Below are 16541 nucleotides of genomic sequence, written 5' to 3'. Positions count from 1 at the left end.
CCGGCGGTTCGGCGGCGCGCTGCGGGGCTCCGGACAGAGCGTGCGCGGCCTCGTTCCAAGCGCACCCGGCCGCGCGGTTGCGGCCGCGGACGGCGTCGGCCGGTGGCTGGCCGATCGTGTGCCAACGGTCCCAGGGGCGGCGGGACGGTCAGGAACACGGGTTGCTTATCCGGTTCCGCGACCTGTGCGCGCAGACGCCGGTTCTCCTGGCCCAGCCTTTTGCCGCGCAGGCGCATCGGCTGCCGGGCGGGGCTGCGCCGGAGTGGCAGGTCCCGAGCACCGGCCGTCTTCGATGTGGATCCAGGGGTCACACCTGCCCTGTGATGATGCTTTATCTCGATAAGTCTTTTAAGACCGTATGGTCCACGCATGAGTGTTGTAGACCAGCCCCCAAATCCCCCCGATGACAGCTCGGGCCCTGTGCAGGCGGAGGTCGGTGAGCGCAAGCAGCAGATACGAAGGCGCCTGGAGCGGCTGCTCGGCATCGCCGCCACGGAAGGCAACGAGCTGCGAGTGCTGCGCAACGGCGATGAGATCTTCCCCGCGATGCTCGAAGCGATCCGAGCTGCCGAGCACACCATCGACATGATGACGTTCATCTATTGGCGCGGCGAAATCGCCCGCGAGTTTGCGACCGCGCTGGCCGAACGCGCCCGGACGGGCGTACGCGTGCGGCTGCTGCTCGACGGGTTCGGTAGCAGTTCGATCGAGCAGGACCTCCTTGACGCGATGCACTCGGCGGGCGTGCACGTGGTGTGGTTCCGCAAGCCGATGTGGGTCTCCCCCCTCAAGCAGAACCACCGGTGCCACCGCAAGGCGCTCGTGATCGACGAGCGCACCGCCTTCACGGGAGGGGTGGGCATCGCCGAGGAATGGTGCGGTGACGCGCGCCACCCGGGTGAATGGCGCGACACCCACATCCAGATCCAGGGGCCCGCGGTCGACGGCATCACGGCCGCGTTCGCACAGAACTGGTCGGAGTGCCACAAGGAACTCTTCGACGACAACGACCGGTTCATCGAACAGGGCAGGACGGGACGGTCCCTGGTCCAGGTCGTCCGCGGTTCGGCCAGCTTCGGCTGGCAGGACATGCAGACCCTGCTGCGCGTACTCCTCGAGTCGGCTCAGGAGCGGGTGCGCGTGTCGACCGCCTACTTCACCCCGGACGACTTCTTCGTCCAGCTGATGTGCGACGCGGCCCGACGGGGCGTCACGATCGAGATCCTGATCCCCGGCCCGCACACGGACAAGCGCGTCTCGCAGTTGGGCGGCCGCCGCTCCTACGAAGTGCTCCTGGACGCCGGGGTCAGGATCGCCGAGTATCAGCCGACGATGCTGCACGCAAAGGTCTTGACCCTCGACGGCATCGTCTCCCTGGTCGGTTCCACCAACTTCAACCGCCGCTCGCTCGAACACGACGAAGAGGTCATGCTCGCCGTCGTGGACGAGGAGCTCACCGCGACACTGGACGAGCACTACACCGAGGACTGGCGGGGCGGCAACCTCATCACCCCCGGGCAGTGGAAGCGCAGGCCCCTGTCGCAGCGTCTGGGGGAGGCCGCTGTGCGTCCCATCCGCCGTTTCCTCTGAAAAGCGCGCGATGAGCAGCCCGCTTCAGCGCGTGCCCGGCCCGGGAGGACGAGGGAAACCGGTGAGCGGCAGGCGCCAGGCGCGGGGGCATCGGTGGAGGAGGCCCACCCAACGGTGAGACGGGCCCTGTGGGCCGGAAACGCTAAGAAGCCGAACCGCTGCGCCGTCTCGCCGCGTCGTCGTTCACGCCCTGCTGCAGGACGTCGCAGGTGTACTGGAAGTCGTCCATCAGGCGGTTCGCCTCCGCCATGAGGATGCCGTACGGACGCGAGTGGTCGGCCAGCGGGAGCGAGTTCTCCTCCGCGTGCGCGCAAAGGTCTTGGTGCGCGCTCTTGGCCGTCTCGGCCGCCGAGCAGAGATCCTTGGCCTGCTTCTCGAGCCGGTTCTCATCGATCTCGCTGAGGAGCCGGGTGATCTCTCCGAGGGAGGCGAGGAAGTCTCCGTACTGGTGAAGGAAATCGCGGCGCCGAGTGCTCGGGTTGTCTTCATTCCAGGTGTCGAAGCTGCGGGTCGCCGATGCCACCTGGTACCAGGCGCGCTCAAGGGCATCGATCAGGGCGCCATAGCCGGAGAATCCCGGACCGCTGCGGTTGCGTCGGAAGAGGCGGCGTGGGTTGTAGTAGACACTTTCTTCGGCGGTGCGCATAGCGCTGCGGGCCTGAGTGACGGCCGATTCCATCCGGGTGGCACGGCTGCGCCAGTGTTCCGTCCGCTCGCTGTCGAGGTCGGCCTCATGGAGCGCCGGATACATGTCGCCCAGCAGGTCGCACAGCGAATGCGCCAGAGTCCGGACCCCGTGCTCGGCGCTCCGGTACCGCATTGGTGGGAAGACCAGGAGGTTGACGAGGGTCCCGACTGCGCACCCGATGAGCACCAGAAGGATGATCTGGCCGAGCTGGGTGAACCTGTCGACCATGCTCGTCGACGCAACGTAGAGCGAGAAGGCGAAGAATGCGGCGGTGACGACCTGGGAACCCTGCGAGCCCAGCGCCGGCCACCGGCCGATGATCAGGGCGACCAAGGCGACCAGGGCGAACGTGATGAGGTCGGGTCCAGCGATGAATCCGAGGACCCCTTGCACTGCGACGCCGGCGCTCACGGCCGCGACATAACGCAAGGACTGGGCCACCGACTGGTAGACGGTGACCTGCATCATCAGCACTGCGGTGAAGGGGGCGAACGCTGGAGACGTCGCATTCATCAGGTAGTACGCGATCGACCACGCGATGGTGGCCGCCAAGCCGCTCTTTCCGATGAGCAGGAGCGTATGGCGCTCATGTCCGTCGGAGCCCGCTGCCCGACGGAACCATTGCCGCATACGCGCGGTTCGCTTCTGTGATGCGGCTTCGGTGCGCCTCGGCCCCGTTGTCTCCTGCTCCACTTTCACCCTCTCAACCTGGGTCTTTTCGGCAAGCATCCGATTGGCGAGCGTTCCCCCGTGGGCCGTCCCCAACCTCTTGCGGTGCAGGTCGCGGCTGAGCGGCGAAGTACCGATCCTGCTAGCGCATAAAGAAACCCCTGCTAGGCGGGTCAGGCTCGACGAGCAGCGCCCCCCCGGGGCTCCGATGCTGTGCTGCAGGCACTCCTCGTGCACGACCATCTCTCTGATTCCGGGGGCGGGGATGGAAGGGCCGGGCGGGGCGGTGTCGGTGTCCCGGGGCGGGGTGTGCTTCCGGCGTCGCCCGGCGGTGGGTTGGTCGGGCTGGCGGGTGACGGTGAACCAGACGCCGGCGGCCGGTCGCACGGGCACGGCTTCAGGTCGGCCGGATGGGCGGGAACACGGAGTCCGGTTCTGCGTCGAGGAACATCGGGCTCTCCACCCAGAGGGCGATGCCGCTCTCATCGGCGGTGACGGTGGCGGTGTAGGTGAACCCGTCGGCATCGCGGGCCTCGACCTCTCCCGTGCGGCCGGGCTGCAACACACTGCGGAAGCCTCGGGACGTCCAGGCGCCGTGCAGCAGCTGCAGGGCCGCTGCGGTGTCGCTGACGGCACCGCGGAACGAGGCGGAGGCGGTGAACGGTGCCGCCTTCGGCGCCGAGCGAGGGTGGGCGGCTGCCGTGTCTGCGATGACCAGTGCGGGCGGCGGGGAGAGCGCCGCGGCTGCCTGCTCCCCGCGCGTGACCGCCTCCCGGGCGGCGGCGGCCTTGGTCGACGTGCGCATCCTGGTCCTCTGGGTCGTGCGGCAACGGCCGCGGGCGGGCGTCCTGGCTCAGTGTCCCCGTCGTCGCTTCCTCCCGGTGGAGCGCGCCTGCCGCGCTGGCGGGGAGGACTCACGGTCCGCCTTCCCGCGGGCGTCTCTCAGCGGCCGTGCGTTCAGGTTCCTGTGCGCCGTGCGTGCACCGTGCGGGGCGACGCGGTCGGTCAAGCCGCACACGATATAGGCCGCGGCCTTGGACGTGACTCCGTCGGGATCGGCGTAGCTGGCGTGTCCGCCGTGTCCGGCGTCGATTCGGACCGCTTCGAAGTGCTCACCGGACGGGTCCGCGCTGTGGAGTCCGCTCGGGGCGTAGGTGACGATGTCCATGCCCGAGGCCGCGGCGAAGACGCTCCTGGAGTCAAGGTGCAGCTGGCTCACGTGGGTGATCCCCCGGCCGACGCCCGGGCTCCCGGTGAAGAGGACCGCATCGGCGGGGAAGCGCGGGCCGCTCGCTGCCGCGTGCCCGATCACGACCGTGCCGTAGCTGTGGCCGATGGCGGTGATGCGTGGGCGTTCCGCTCGGGGCCGCGCGTCGCGCAGTCCGCGCAGGAAGGCGGTGAGGTCGGGCGCGCCTTCGGCGGCCCGCCGCTCGGCGAAGGCGTGGGGGATCAGGTGCTGGGGCGCTGCGTAGCCGAGCCAGTAGATGGCGGAGACGCTCCCTTCGCCCGTGTGGCTTTCCGACCGTTGGCGCAGCCGCCGGATGCCGTCGATTCCGTAGTCCATGTAGTCGTGGCGCCTGAGCGAGTTGTACGTGCCCGGGACGTGCACGGCGATGTTGGCGGTTTTGTCCGGGTCGCCAACGGCGAGGGCGACGCGCGCATCGGACCGGCCCGGTGCGGTCGGTTCGTGGAACTCCAGCAGCAGGAGCCGGGTGTCCGGGTTGGCGTCGGCCTTGCGGAGCACGCCGAGGAGCCATTCGGCATCGGCATCCCCGCTGTTGGCGGAGCGGGCGAGGAGATCCCGGTTGGCGCGGTCGCACACCGCGGCGGGCAGCCCGGGGGATCGGCCAACCCGTTCGGGCTGCCCGCTGATCCACGCCTCTTGCTCGTCCGCAGAGAGCGACGCCCACCATCGGGAATTCGCGTGCGGAGGGTCGAGGGTCGACGGCATCGGCGTCCTCGGCTGCTGGGGATGGCACAGATGATGACACAAAAGTGCGCAGCGGGGGCTCACCCCGGGCCCCGAGAGCGGAGGTTAGGGCGCGTCTCCTACCCCCTCCGTCAGCCCTGTCGCCATCGTTTGGCGATGTCGCGGCATGCCGCGGTTTGCTCCTCCGCCGCGAGCAGGATGAGGTTGCCGGCGTGGTCGCTGTACTGCACGAGGATGTTGACTCCGGCGTCGCCGAGACTGCGGGTGAGCGCGCCGAGCTGTCCGGGGGTCTCCTGGTCCAGGCGGGCCATGACGACGTCGCGGATGACGGCGCGGCCGAGCCCAGCGGCGGTGACAGCGGCCAGGGCGGCGGTGCCGTCATCGACGAGGTAGTGCGCCACGGCGTGGCCGTCGTGAGTGAATACGCCACCGCCTTCCAGGCTCACCCCTGCATTGCCGAGTGCTTGGCCGAGGTCGGCCAGTGCGCCGGGCCGGTCCGGAAGGTGGACCTCCAGGTCTTGCAGGCGGGCGCTCACGAGGTCACCACACTGGTGGTGACCTCGACCGGGGTGGCCAGGCTGTTGGCGACGTAGCAACTGCGGTGCGCCTGCGCGGCTAGTTCGCGCACGGTGGACTCGCCGGTCCCGTCGGCAACCTCCACGGTCACGTGGAGATGGATCGTGGCCAGGCGGGCAGGCTGCGCGCTCAGGTCGAGGCGGCTGGTGGCCTCGTCGTCGTAGCTGAGCACGTTGACTCCGGCGCGGGCCGCGGTTCCGAGGAAGGACAGCATCTGGCAGGACGAAGCGGCCATCACCACGAGCTGTTCGGGATTGAGCCGGTCGGGGCTGCCGCGGAAAGCCGGGTCTGCGCTCAGGCTGACCGGTGCGGTCATGGGGGGAGCGACGGCGGTGTGGTCGCGCGAGTAGGCGCGGATACCGCCGGCCGTGGATCCGTTCCAGTGAAGCCGGGTTTGGTAGTCGTGTGAACTCATGAGCGAACCGTAGGTCTAGGACCGTTCGGCGACGGCCGAAGCGTCCTGGACCTATCGTCGTATCCGTGAGCAGGGACAGGGACTTTACGGGCGTGGGCAAGGCACTCGCCGCTCCTGCCCGATCGGTCTTCCTGAACCTGCTTATGGACGGCACCAGGCGGCCGGCAGGTGACCTGGCTCGAGCGGCCGGGGTGGGCGCTTCGACCGCCTCGGAGCACTTAGCCGTGCTCGTCGATGCTGGTCTGGTGGCGTGCGAGGCGCGCGGACGATGCCGTTACTACTCAATCGCCGGCCCGCACGTCGCCACTGCTTTGGAAGCACTCGGTGTCCTCGCCGACGCGGCGCCCGTCGCGGGATACCGCCGAAGCCGCCAGATGCAGTTCCTGGCCGGAGCACGGCTTTGCTACGACCACATTGCCGGGCGCCTCGGCATTGCGTTGACGGATGCCTGGACCCGCCAGGGATGGTTGGCCGACCGGGAGTCGCTGACCCTTACCGACGCCGGCGCTGACGGGCTGCGCGGGGCCGGCGTGGATGTCGACGGCGCGGTCCAGGCCCGCCGCGCCACCACCCGGGCGTGTTTGGACTGGACGGAACGGCGGGTGCACCTGGCCGGTGCCCTGGGTGCGGCAGTCGGCATGCGGTTTCTGGAGGCCGGGTGGGTGGTGCGGCACCGCTCCGGGCGAGGGCTGAGTGTCACCGAAAGCGGTCGCGATTTCATGCGCGAAGCCTGGGGAGTCGATCTGACCGAACAGGCGGGACCGGGACGGTGAACGGTCCGCACTGCACGCTGACCGGCGCCCAACGGAACCGGGTCGGCCCGCCCCCGGGAGGGTTCCGGGGGCGGGGAACTGCGGCCGGGCGGGGCGGTGTCAGTGTCCCGGGGCGGGGTGCGCTTCCGGCGCCGCCCGGCGGTGGGGTAGGGCGTGTGTGGTGGGCACCTGTCCTGCTGCGCGTCGCCCTGGCACGCCCCTCGCTGCGTTCTCCTCAATCGAGGAGGAAAACCCGCCCTGACTCATTCGTCGGCCTTGCGATGGGTGCACCAGGACACCGCTCGCGACGAACGCCACCCACCACACACGCCCTAGCCGGACTGGCGGGTGACGGTGAACCAGACGCCGGTGTCGGGGCGGGCGAGCAGGCCCCATTCGTGGGCGACGGCGGCGATGATGCCGAGGCCGCGGCCGTGTTCGGCGTCGGGGTCGGCTGCGCGCAGGTGGGGGACGTGGGTCGCGCGGAGGTTGCCGCAGTCGTGGACCTCGATGCGGGCACCCAGGGCGGTGGGGATGTAGAGCAGGGAGACGGAGCCGCCCTTGCGGCCGGAGAGGGTGTGGGTGAGGGCGTTGGTGACGGCTTCGGAGACGGCGAGTTCGGCGGTGTCGGCGAGGTGGGGGTCGCCGTCGGAGAAGGCGGTCACGCAGCGCCGCACCCAGGTGCGCGCCCGCGCGGCGGCGTCCAGGGTGCCGGGCAGGTGCACCCGCGCGTAGGGCCGCATCCGGGGCGGCCGGGGAGGGGTAGTCTTCGGCATGGTCCTCACCTGAGTCCTTTTCAGGTCGGGGATCGGCCTCATTGGCGCGCACCGCCAGTGAGGCCCTTTTTGTCGGCACGAATCTTGAACTGATGAAGTGTCGACCTCTACTCATAATCGAGAGTGGCATCACCTGCTGCTATCTCTCCACTCATCGACTTGATTCATGGTGGGATTGATCAGATCCGATGACTGGCTAATAATCCATTGATATTCTTGGGTCATGGAGATCGCTGACGGTGAACGTCGCAAGCGTTTCGGTCGAGAGCTGTACAAGCTTCGCCGCAGCGCAGGGGTTTCCCAGGTTGCGCTGGGATTGCGTGTCGGCATGTCCCAGTCGGCAGTCAGTCAGGTGCAAAACGGACTCATGGATGCCCAGTTGCATCATGTCCAAAAGATGGATGCCGTGCTCGGGACGGGATCGCGGCTCCGTGATCTTTGGGGAGCCCTCTATGGTGGCTACCAGCCGCCTGAGTTTTACAGCGAGATTCCTGCGATGGAGCGGCGCTCGTCGCAGATCATGGACTACCAGTCGCTTGTAGTGACTGGACTTCTGCAGACCAGGGCCTATGCGTCTGCAATGATCCGAGCCGTCAATCGGCTCATCACTGACGACGAGGTGGAGGCCAGAGTTCAGGAGCGCATGAATCGGCAGGAGATCCTTGACTCTGATGGTCCGCCCCAACTCATAGCGGTACTGGACGAACTCGTCCTTCAACGCCGTCTGGGATCACCTGAAATAATGTGTGACCAGCTAAAAAGCCTGATCGAGGCTTCGCATCGTCCTCGTGTTGAGGTACTCGTCATCCCTCGCACCACATGGAACGCTCCCGGGGTGGATGGGAGTTTTCGCCTCCTGCGGCTCCCTGACGTGGGGCTGGTTCTCTATCGGGAGTCTGGCGAAACGGGCGGGGTGATCATCAAGCCTGACATAATCGATGAACACGCGCAGCTCATGGCGGACCTGCGCGCTGTCGCGCACCCACCCGATCAGTCGCGGAGTCTGTTGGAGACGCTGCAAGGAGAGTTCCGATGACAGGCAGGTTCACTCATTGGCGCAAGGCCAGCTACAGCAAGGCTGAAGCCAACTGCGTGGAGGCGGGCTACAGTCCTGAGCGTGTGGCAGTCCGCGACACTCGGCATCGCGACCTTGGGTACCTCGCCTTCACCAGCTCCGAGTGGGCCGCCTTCCTCACCAGCATCAAGTCGGCCCGCAACTGATCACCCTGCGCCGCGCCGCCCCAGCGGGACTTCGAACTCGTTGTGCTCGGTGAGCATGCCGTCGCCGCTGAAGTCGGCCAGGCGCGGATCGAGCCGGTCACCCTGCACGCCGCGCTGTGCGCTGCCGCGTTCCAGTTCGGTGCAGTAGACGGCGGACAGCTCCGCCCCCGCTGCGCGGCTCCCTTTCGGCGCAGCCAGGGGGCACCGTCCCCTGGGGAAACGCAGCCCTGGCTAGGGGCGGGGGACCGGCCCATCGTGGAGGACGCAGGGCGACGGCAAGGCCGCGGCCCGGTCTCATCCACCAACAGGAGTCAGCTATGCCTCTCCCCACGTCCCCCGATGGGACCGCTGCCTCGGCCCGGTACTCCGCCGCGGCCGGCTGCCCCGGCAACCGCCCCTGAGAAGCGAGCGGGGCAAGCGCCTGGCGCCGCTTCTCCGAGCGGGCGCCGATCTGGCTGAGCCCGCCGGATCCATCGCTCTACTGGTCGCCAAGGAGCAGCCGCTCTTCTGCGCCCCGGAGAGATCCCCCAGCCGAGGCGGAGCGGAGGCGTCTCCGCGCCGTCTTCTTCCGCCGCATCGGACCGGACCTCCCGCCCACCGCAGGCAGCTCCCCGCACCGCCCCACTGAGAGAAGGAAGAACCAGACATGCCGTTCGCGAACTTCAAGGTCCCCGAGAAGACCCTCACCCCGAAGCAGAAGGCGGAGATCGTCCCCCGCACCACCGAGCTGTTCGTCGAGATCTACGGTGAGCGTGCCCGCAACACCGCCATGGTTCTGGTCGAAGAGGTCGCCGACGGCGGCTGGGGCATCTCCGGCGATGTGCTGACCCTCGCCATGCTCGGCGAAGCGGAACCGGCCGGCACCAGCGACACCTGACCGCGCAGAGACGTCCCGGGGTCAGGACCGGTCGGCGCGGTGGGTGGCGATGTCGATGACGGCGCGTTCCAGGGCGTAGGCCGGGTCGCGGCCGGCGCCCTTGATGAGGGCGTCGGTTTCGGCGACCGTGCGCATGGCGCGGGCGACTCCGGCCGGCGTCCAGCCGCGGGCCTGCTGGCGCAGCGTCTTCAGCTTCCACGGCGGCACCTTGGCCCGCTTCGCCAACTCGGCCTCCGGGACGCCGCGCGGCGGCTGCGCCGCCACCGCGATACCGCGCACCGCGCCCGCCAGCGCGCTGTTGATCAGCACCGGCGCCGTTCCCACCGCAAGCGACCACCGCAGCTGCTCCAGCGCCTCCGGCAGCCGCCCCTCCACCGCGCGGTCCGCCACGGTGAACCCCGACGCCTCGGCCTTGCCCGAGTGGTACCGGGCCACGGTGTTGGCGTCGATCCGGCCCTCGGCGTCCGCCATCAGCTGCGTGCACGCCGCCGCGATCTCCCGCAGGTCAGTGCCGACCGCGTCCAGCAGCGCCTGCGCTGCGTCCGGCGCGATCTGCCGCTTCCCGCGGGTGAACTCGTCCTTCACGAACCGCAGCCGCTCGGCCGGCTTCGACGGCTTCGCGCAGTCGATCCGCTCCGCGCCCGCCTTCTTCGCCGCGTCCAGCAGTGCTTTGCCCTTCGCGCCGCCCGCGTGCACCAGGACCATCGCGACGTCGTCGGCCGGGTCTGTGAGATAGCCCGTCACCTCGCCGGCGATGTCTTTCGTCAGGTCCTGCGACGAGCGCAGCACCACCACCCGCCGCTCGCCGAACAGCGACGGCGACACCACCTCCGCCAGCTTCCCCGCGCTCAACTGGGACGGCACGAGGTCGTGCACGTCCACCTCGGGATCATCGGCGCGGACCGCAGCGACCAGCCCGGCCACAGCGCGGTCGACGAGCAGCTCTTCGTCGCCCACGACAACGGTCACGGCCGCGACAGGGGTGGATGCCATACCTGCAGCATGCCACGCCCCGCCGACCGGATCATGCCGTCCCCGCACCTGGCCGGGAGAGGCGCGCAGCACCCGTCCCGATCGCGCGGCTCAGTCCTCGGCCGGGCCCGCCATCTCCCGCCGCGTGCTGCGCTTGGCTGCGTCGGCCCGCTCCGCGGTCCAGCCGGGTTCCTGGAATCCGGCGTTCCCGGGTTCCGGCGGCTCAGGCGGACGCGTCGTGCGCAGCGCGGTGGGACAGCACCTCGTCCATGTGGTCCTGCGCCCAGTACCTGATCCCCCGGGTCATGCGGTGGAGGGAGAGCCCGAGGGCGGTCAGTTCATAGGAGACGGTGACCGGGACGGTCGGGGTCACAGTGCGGGTGAGCAGGCCGTCGCGCTCCAGCGAGCGGAGCGTCTGGGTCAGCATCTTCTGGCTGACCCCGGACAGCTCACGGGCGAGTTCGGAGTACCGCATCGCACGCGGCTCCCCGGCCGCGCCGGTGTCGGGTGAGGCGTCGCCGCCCAGGGCGCACAGAACGAGGACGACCCACTTGTCAGAGATCCGGTCGAGCAGCTGGCGGCTTGGGCACGCCGCGAGGAACGCGTTGTACTCGTCCTTGGCCCGCGCCCTGCCGGCTGCCTTCTCCGTGGTCATCGATCGTGTCTTCCGCTCCAGGAGAGTTACGCACTCCAAAGTGCCTACTTCCCAACGGGAAGTTCCCCTCCAATACTGGTCCACGCAGTCCGGACGTGCAATACCGGCACCATCAACGAAAGCGGCACCATGAGCACACCTTCAGCCTCCCTGCCCGGCGGCACCTGGACCCTGGGAGACCAGACCGTCGCGCGGTTCGGCTACGGCGCCATGCAGCTCGCCGGCCCCGGGGCCTTGGGCGAGCCGGCCGATCGCGACGGAGCCCTCGCTGTACTGCGCGAGGCGGTCGACGCGGGGATCAACCACATCGACACCAGCATCGCCTACGGGCCGCGGGTGACCAACGAGCTGATCCGAGAGGCGCTCTCCCCCTATCCGGAGTCGCTGTTCATCGCCACCAAGGTGGGGGCGGTACGGGACGCGCAGGGCGGTTGGCCCGTGGCGCGCACGCCCGAGGACGTGCGCACGCAAGTGCACCAGACGCTCGCGACCCTGGGCACCGACTCCCTCGACCTGGTGAACCTGCGTATGGGAGATGCCGGAGGCCCGCAGCCCGGCTCGATCGGGGAGCCCTTCGAAGCACTCGCCGAACTGCAGCGCGAAGGGCTGATCCGCCACCTCGGAGTCAGCAACGTCACCGCAGAGCAGGTCGCCGAGGCGCGAAGCGCGGCGCCGATCGTGTGCGTGCAGAACATGTACAACCTTGCGCACCGCTCTGACGATGCGCTGATCGACAGCCTCGCCGCGGAGAGCATCGCCTACGTGCCGTTCTTCCCGCTCGGCGGGTTCAGCCCGTTGCAGTCCGCGGCGCTGCCCGCTGTTGCCGCGCGCTTGGAGGCCAGCCCTATGTCCGTGGCGCTGGCGTGGCTGGTGCAGCGTTCCCCCAACATCCTGCTCATCCCGGGAACGTCGAAGTCCGCGCACCTGCACGAGAACATCGCCGGCGCAAGGCTCTCCCTCTCGGCGGACGATGTGGCCGAACTCGACGGCATCGGACGCTGATCAGGCGGGACAGGGGGCGGTTGCGCCGGCTCCGCGGTGCTAGCGGTCGGCGCGCTCGGGGTCTCCCGGGCCGGATGCTGCGATGCAGGGGCCGTCCGGGCAGGGGAGGAGCACGACGTCGCCGTGCAGGTCGGTCCGGTAGTGCGACGGGGTGAGGCTGTCGAGCACCTCGGTCGTTTCCGGGACCGGGTGGCCGTAGGTGTTGTCGGCTCCGACCGAGGTGAGGACCGCGCGCGGGCGTGTGGCGGTGAGAAAGGCCGGGTCCTGGGTGGCGGCGCCGTGGTGCGGCGTTTTGAGGACGTCCACACCGCGGGTGAGCGGTTCGGCGGCCAGCGCGCGCTGGCCCGGCCCCTCGACGTCGCCGGTCAGCAGCACGGTGACGGGCTCTTGGTCACCGTCGGCCGGATCCCACTGGGCGTGCAGGACGACGCTGCGGTCGTTGCCGTCCTCCGGCGTGGCACCCTGCGGCGACGGGCGCGGCCACAGCACCCGAAGGGTCCACGGGCCGGCGGTCCAGACGTCGCCCGCCGCGGTGGCCTGCACGGCGGTCCCGCCGCTGTCGAGCGCCCGCTCGGCGTCGGCGGCATCGAACCCGTCCGGAACCAGGGCGCGCTCGGCGGTCCGCCCGGTGAGAACCCCTTCGGTTCCGCCCGCGTGGTCGGCGTCGCCATGTGTGAGCACCAGCAGCGGGATGGCGGTGACACCGAGGCCCGCCAGGCAGTGGTCCACGGGCTCCCGGTCCCGGCCGGTGTCCACGAGGACCGCCGACCCGGGCCCCGTCGCCAGCGCGAACGCGTCGCCCTGGCCCACGTCGCACATGGCGACCGCCCAGTCGCGCGGCGGCCACGACGGCACGGCGCACGTCGTGGCCGCCACCGCGGCGGCCAGCGCCGCGAGGACCGCGCGACCGCTCCGCCGCAGCACCAGGAACAGCACGATGAGCCCCGCCAGCACAGCCGCGCCGACCGCGTCGCCGCGCCACGGGATCGCCCCGAACGGCACCGACGACGCCACCGATGCGATGCCGGCGATCGCCCAGACCGCCAACCCCGGCGGCCAGGCGGCAACAGCGGCCGCCGCCGGCCACACCAGCGCCAGCACCGCTGCGGCGAACCCGCCGATCATCGCAACCGGTACGAACGGCGCCGCAGCGGCGTTGGCGGCCACCGGCACCCAGCCGATCTCGGGCTGCAGCAGCACCAGCACGGGCAGGCACACCACATGGGTCACCGCCGCCACCGCCACGGTGTCGGCCACCAGCCGCGGCAGCACCCCGGCCAGCCGGTCCGACCAGGCCGGAGCGGCGAGCAGGATCGCGCCGCTGGCCAGCACCGAGAGCGCGAACCCGTAGTCGCGGGCAAGCTCCGGCTCGGCGAACACCAGCAGGATGACCGCGCAGGCCAGTCCCGCGATGCCGCTGCGGCCCCGGCCGAGCGCGAACGCGAGCAGCGCCAGGCCGGACATGACGGAGGCGCGCAGGATGCTGGGGCCCGGCCCCGCAACCAGAAGGACCGCTCCGATCAGGGCAGCCCCCACCAGCGCGATGACCAGCCCAGGGGCGCGGACGAAGCGCCCGGCCGCCAGCGCGGCACCGACCAGCAGGGCTAGGTGCGAGCCGGACACGACGACGAGGTGCGTCAGCCCGGCGGTGCGGAAATCCTTGGTGACTTCGGCGGGCACACCGCGCTCGTCGCCGGCGAGGAACGCGGGCAGCAGCGAGTCGGCCGGCGGCGGCAGCCCCACTGATGCCTCTCTGATCCGCGCGCGGACGTGCTCGGCGCGCTCCTGCGCAGCGGGCGGGGGAGCGGCGGTCTCCGGCGGCCCGCGCACCGGGAGGAGGCCCCGCACGAGGCCCCCGCCGGCGGGCACGACCGGGCCGGAGAAGTGCACCTGCTGGCCCGGCAGCAGCTCGCCCCACGCGCTGCCGTCCCCCAGCAGCACGACGGGGACACGGCCACCGGAGGTGCCGGACGGCTCGGCGCGGACCCGCACCGTCTGTGCGGCGACGGAGAACCGGACGCTGCCATCGGGCGTCGTCGATGCCCGGACGCGGGGCAGCGCGGTGACCTCGGCGACACCGTGCACCTTTCCGCCGTCGCGCGCGGCCGCGGCGATCGGCGACTCCTCGACCGCCGCCAGCCGCCCCGAGCACGCGAGTGCCGCGGTGGCGGCGCAGAGCAGTAGCGCCACCAGCGATTGGACGGCGGGGGAGCGCGGAGCCAGCACCAGCACGCCCGCTCCGCCCAGCGCGGCGATCCCGAGCACCACCGCACCCGCCATGGCCGCTCCGGAGGATGCGCCCAGGAACACCGCTGCCGAAGCCCACACTCCGATCGCGGCCGGAACCAGCCGCACGTCCCCGACCCGTCCGGCACGCTGGTGGCCGTCCGGCGCGTCGGTCCCGAGCAGGAACACGCGGGCCTCCCTCCGGGAGCGGTGGCGAGAGGGTCAGGTGCCGGGCGGGGGCGCCGCCGGCGGCGCCCCGGAGACCTGGACCAGAGGCTGCAGCTCGGCGAAGCGCTTCTCGCCGATGCCGCTGACGTCCTGGAGCTGGTCGACGGAGGCGAAGCCGCCGTGCTGCGTGCGGAAGGCGATGATGCGCTCGGCGAGCACCGGCCCCACGCCGGGAAGCTCCTGCAACTGCTCGGCCGTCGCCGTGTTCAGATCGATCAGTGCCGCCGGTGCGCCCGGCGCCCCCTCGGCGGCCGGAGGCGCCGCCGGCGCCCCGGCGCCGGGCGTTGGCTGGTCTTCGCCGACGAGGATCTGCTCGCCGTCGGTGAGCGGCCGCGCCAGGTTGAGCGCGCCCGTGTCGGCGCCCGGGGTGGCGCCGCCGGCGGCCTCGACGGCGTCGGCAACGCGCGACCCCGCAGACAGCGTGACCACGCCGGGCGATTCCACGTCGCCGCCGACGTGCACGGTGACCTTGCCCGGAGTCCCCGGCGCGCCAGGGGAGGCCCCCGGTGGCGGCGCAGCGGACGCGGCGGCCTCGGAGGGGACCGCCGAGCCGGCGGGCGCGGGCGCGCCGACGGGTTCCGCGGACGGGCGGGCCCGCACCGAGAACCAGGCCGTAGCGGCAATCGCCGCCACGCATGCCAGCGCTACCGCGACCAGACCGGTCCGCCCCAGTCGCGGCCGGTCCAGCCCGAGGGAGCGCAGGCGGTCGACGAGCCGGGCAGCCCCGGTCGGAACGCGCTCCGCCTCGACATATCCGCTGGGCAGCGGCCCGTTGTCGTCGAGCGGAATGGGCGGGGAGAACGCCTCGGCAGCGGGCGGGGGAGCGGCTCTGGCCGTGCGATCCCGGTGGCGCCCGCGGCCCGGTCCGATCGCGTACGGCGGTGCGGGGACCGCGTCCAGCTCAATGGCCGTGACGACATCGGGCCGGAACTCCGCGGGCTCACCGGTATCGGAGCCGCCGCACTGCGGTTCCGGCACGGTGCCGGCGATATCCGGCTCGACGGCGTCGGCTGAGTCGGGGGGAGCGGGCGGCGGCTCAGGTGGAGCGGGCTGCCGGCGGCCAGCGTGCCGCAGCCCGGCGGCGCGGAGGCGCTGAACAGCATGAGCGTCGTCGGGCGGAGGGGAACCGGCGGGTCTGGTGCGCATGACCGCGATAGTGACCCGGCCCCACCCACTGCGGGACCCCGCTCACGCCTTCTGTGGACAACCCGCCGGCGCCGCCCTGTGGATAACCGGCACGCCTCCCGCCCAGAGAACCAGCATCCCCAACCGCGGCCCGCGCCCGTGCACCGGTTCGCCAGTCCACGTCCTGAATTCCCCGCCACCGGTTCCCGACGCGTACCCTCAGGGAGTGCGCGGCCGTCACAAGTTGCAGAATCCTCCGCCTTATCGCGTAAAGCATGCAGGTGAACGAGGGTGCTCCCCGCACGCGCGGGGATGGTCCCTGGACCAGGTCCACGACGGAGAGGCAGTCGACGTGCTCCCCGCACGCGCGGGGATGGTCCCCGCCGGGTCGCGCGCCACTCGTCGACGTCTTCGTGCTCCCCGCACGCGCGGGGATGGTCCCGTTGCTCCACTCCCCGAACCCCGGGTCCCCGGGTGCTCCCCGCACGCGCGGGGATGGTCCTCTGGCAGCTCGATGCGCACTGCCCCGACGGTGGTGCTCCCCGCACGCGCGGGGATGGTCCCGACGCGCGTGGTCATCTCCCGCAGCCGCGAGGGTGCTCCCCGCACGCGCGGGGATGGTCCCCGCGCTGGAGCGGCTCGGCGACGACCCGCCGCGTGCTCCCCGCACGCGCGGGGATGGTCCCGCAACGCCGTAGGTGAGCGCCGCCCGGTGTGCGTGCTCCCCGCACGCGCGGGGATGGTCCCGGCCATGGCTGACCAGACCAGCAACGCCACCAGTGCTCCCCGCACGCGCGGGGATGGTCCCTGCTTGGGGTCGCCGATGCCGACCAGCTTGG

General features: G+C 71.0%; 16 protein-coding genes and 1 CRISPR repeat array (1 of these 17 only partly in view). Of the genes, 6 read left to right on the top strand and 10 right to left on the bottom strand.

The window, feature by feature from the left end:
* The first annotated feature begins 546 nt into the window (after nucleotides 1–546).
* Complete coding sequence (locus ACYVGT_RS10250; RefSeq protein WP_460856416.1) at nucleotides 547–1590, top strand: phospholipase D-like domain-containing protein; 1044 nt, start codon at nucleotides 547–549, stop codon at nucleotides 1588–1590.
* 142 nt (nucleotides 1591–1732) lie between these two features.
* On the opposite strand, the gene ACYVGT_RS10245 is transcribed toward ACYVGT_RS10250, so the two are convergent.
* From ACYVGT_RS10245 to ACYVGT_RS10225, 5 genes are all read right to left on the bottom strand, one after another.
* Nucleotides 1733–2830, bottom strand: a complete 1098-nt coding sequence (locus ACYVGT_RS10245) for an FUSC family protein (RefSeq protein WP_460856413.1) — start codon at nucleotides 2828–2830, stop codon at nucleotides 1733–1735.
* A gap of 514 nt (nucleotides 2831–3344) precedes the next feature.
* Entirely contained in the window at nucleotides 3345–3752 is a 408-nt protein-coding gene (locus ACYVGT_RS10240) for a hypothetical protein (RefSeq protein WP_460856411.1), read from the bottom strand.
* Nucleotides 3753–3800: 48 nt separating this feature from the next.
* Entirely contained in the window at nucleotides 3801–4898 is a 1098-nt protein-coding gene (locus ACYVGT_RS10235; RefSeq protein WP_460856409.1) for an alpha/beta hydrolase, read from the bottom strand.
* A gap of 110 nt (nucleotides 4899–5008) precedes the next feature.
* Nucleotides 5009–5413 carry an ACT domain-containing protein gene (locus ACYVGT_RS10230; RefSeq protein WP_460856407.1) on the bottom strand — a complete coding sequence of 135 codons (405 nt, stop codon included), beginning with the start codon at nucleotides 5411–5413 and terminating at the stop codon, nucleotides 5009–5011.
* On the bottom strand, nucleotides 5410–5868 hold the full coding sequence (locus tag ACYVGT_RS10225; RefSeq protein ID WP_460856405.1) for an OsmC family protein: 459 nt from the start codon (nucleotides 5866–5868) through the stop codon (nucleotides 5410–5412). Before ACYVGT_RS10225 ends, ACYVGT_RS10230 begins: the two co-directional genes overlap by 4 nt.
* Nucleotides 5869–5960: 92 nt before the next feature.
* On the opposite strand from ACYVGT_RS10225, the gene ACYVGT_RS10220 reads away from it, so the two are divergent.
* Nucleotides 5961–6641, top strand: a complete 681-nt coding sequence (locus ACYVGT_RS10220) for an ArsR/SmtB family transcription factor (RefSeq protein ID WP_460856402.1) — start codon at nucleotides 5961–5963, stop codon at nucleotides 6639–6641.
* Nucleotides 6642–6952: 311 nt separating this feature from the next.
* Here ACYVGT_RS10220 and ACYVGT_RS10215 read toward each other — a convergent pair whose 3' ends face one another.
* Entirely contained in the window at nucleotides 6953–7396 is a 444-nt protein-coding gene (locus ACYVGT_RS10215; protein WP_460856399.1) for an ATP-binding protein, read from the bottom strand.
* A 223-nt stretch (nucleotides 7397–7619) separates the two neighbouring features.
* On the opposite strand from ACYVGT_RS10215, the gene ACYVGT_RS10210 reads away from it, so the two are divergent.
* The 3 genes from ACYVGT_RS10210 to ACYVGT_RS10200 all read left to right on the top strand — a co-directional run bounded on the left by ACYVGT_RS10210 (nucleotide 7620) and on the right by ACYVGT_RS10200 (nucleotide 9494).
* The gene (locus ACYVGT_RS10210) at nucleotides 7620–8432 is read left to right on the top strand and encodes a helix-turn-helix domain-containing protein (protein ID WP_460856397.1); all 813 of its coding nucleotides are present in this window, start codon (nucleotides 7620–7622) and stop codon (nucleotides 8430–8432) included.
* A complete protein-coding gene (locus tag ACYVGT_RS10205) occupies nucleotides 8429–8617 on the top strand; it encodes a DUF397 domain-containing protein (RefSeq protein ID WP_460856395.1) in 189 nt (62 codons plus the stop codon). The genes ACYVGT_RS10210 and ACYVGT_RS10205 overlap by 4 nt, the downstream gene beginning before the upstream one ends.
* Nucleotides 8618–9263: 646 nt before the next feature.
* Nucleotides 9264–9494 (top strand): tautomerase family protein, encoded by a 231-nt coding sequence (locus ACYVGT_RS10200; RefSeq protein WP_460856393.1) that lies wholly within the window; start codon nucleotides 9264–9266, stop codon nucleotides 9492–9494.
* Nucleotides 9495–9515: 21 nt separating this feature from the next.
* Here the strand turns inward: ACYVGT_RS10200 and holA are convergent, their stop codons facing one another.
* A complete protein-coding gene (gene holA / locus ACYVGT_RS10195; RefSeq protein WP_460856391.1) occupies nucleotides 9516–10487 on the bottom strand; it encodes a DNA polymerase III subunit delta in 972 nt (323 codons plus the stop codon).
* Nucleotides 10488–10689: 202 nt separating this feature from the next.
* Nucleotides 10690–11121 (bottom strand): winged helix-turn-helix transcriptional regulator, encoded by a 432-nt coding sequence (locus tag ACYVGT_RS10190; RefSeq protein ID WP_460856388.1) that lies wholly within the window; start codon nucleotides 11119–11121, stop codon nucleotides 10690–10692.
* 129 nt (nucleotides 11122–11250) lie between these two features.
* On the opposite strand from ACYVGT_RS10190, the gene ACYVGT_RS10185 reads away from it, so the two are divergent.
* Nucleotides 11251–12123, top strand: coding sequence for an oxidoreductase (locus tag ACYVGT_RS10185; protein WP_460856385.1), 873 nt, complete (start codon nucleotides 11251–11253; stop codon nucleotides 12121–12123).
* A 39-nt stretch (nucleotides 12124–12162) separates the two neighbouring features.
* Here ACYVGT_RS10185 and ACYVGT_RS10180 read toward each other — a convergent pair whose 3' ends face one another.
* Nucleotides 12163–14538: a ComEC/Rec2 family competence protein gene (locus ACYVGT_RS10180; RefSeq protein ID WP_460856382.1), complete on the bottom strand. Its 2376-nt coding sequence runs from the start codon at nucleotides 14536–14538 to the stop codon at nucleotides 12163–12165.
* A gap of 33 nt (nucleotides 14539–14571) precedes the next feature.
* Nucleotides 14572–15555 carry a helix-hairpin-helix domain-containing protein gene (locus ACYVGT_RS10175; RefSeq protein ID WP_460856380.1) on the bottom strand — a complete coding sequence of 328 codons (984 nt, stop codon included), beginning with the start codon at nucleotides 15553–15555 and terminating at the stop codon, nucleotides 14572–14574.
* Between the two features lie 438 nt (nucleotides 15556–15993).
* A CRISPR array of direct repeats spans nucleotides 15994–16541; the repeat unit is 29 nt; unit sequence GTGCTCCCCGCACGCGCGGGGATGGTCCC; it runs 30 nt beyond the window's last position.

The organism is Nocardiopsis coralliicola, from assembly GCF_054779695.1.
This window is presented reverse-complemented; position numbering and strand designations above follow the sequence as displayed.

Coding starts and splice junctions, on each gene's coding strand:
- ACYVGT_RS10250 (WP_460856416.1), top strand. CDS start 547: ATGCTCGAAGCGATCCGAGCTGCCGAGCACACCATCGACATGATGACG.
- ACYVGT_RS10240 (WP_460856411.1), bottom strand. CDS start 3,752: ATGCGCACGTCGACCAAGGCCGCCGCCGCCCGGGAGGCGGTCACGCGC.
- ACYVGT_RS10235 (WP_460856409.1), bottom strand. CDS start 4,898: ATGCCGTCGACCCTCGACCCTCCGCACGCGAATTCCCGATGGTGGGCG.
- ACYVGT_RS10225 (WP_460856405.1), bottom strand. CDS start 5,868: ATGAGTTCACACGACTACCAAACCCGGCTTCACTGGAACGGATCCACG.
- ACYVGT_RS10215 (WP_460856399.1), bottom strand. CDS start 7,396: ATGCCGAAGACTACCCCTCCCCGGCCGCCCCGGATGCGGCCCTACGCG.
- ACYVGT_RS10210 (WP_460856397.1), top strand. CDS start 7,620: ATGGAGATCGCTGACGGTGAACGTCGCAAGCGTTTCGGTCGAGAGCTG.
- ACYVGT_RS10205 (WP_460856395.1), top strand. CDS start 8,429: ATGACAGGCAGGTTCACTCATTGGCGCAAGGCCAGCTACAGCAAGGCT.
- ACYVGT_RS10200 (WP_460856393.1), top strand. CDS start 9,264: ATGCCGTTCGCGAACTTCAAGGTCCCCGAGAAGACCCTCACCCCGAAG.
- holA (WP_460856391.1), bottom strand. CDS start 10,487: ATGGCATCCACCCCTGTCGCGGCCGTGACCGTTGTCGTGGGCGACGAA.
- ACYVGT_RS10190 (WP_460856388.1), bottom strand. CDS start 11,121: ATGACCACGGAGAAGGCAGCCGGCAGGGCGCGGGCCAAGGACGAGTAC.
- ACYVGT_RS10185 (WP_460856385.1), top strand. CDS start 11,251: ATGAGCACACCTTCAGCCTCCCTGCCCGGCGGCACCTGGACCCTGGGA.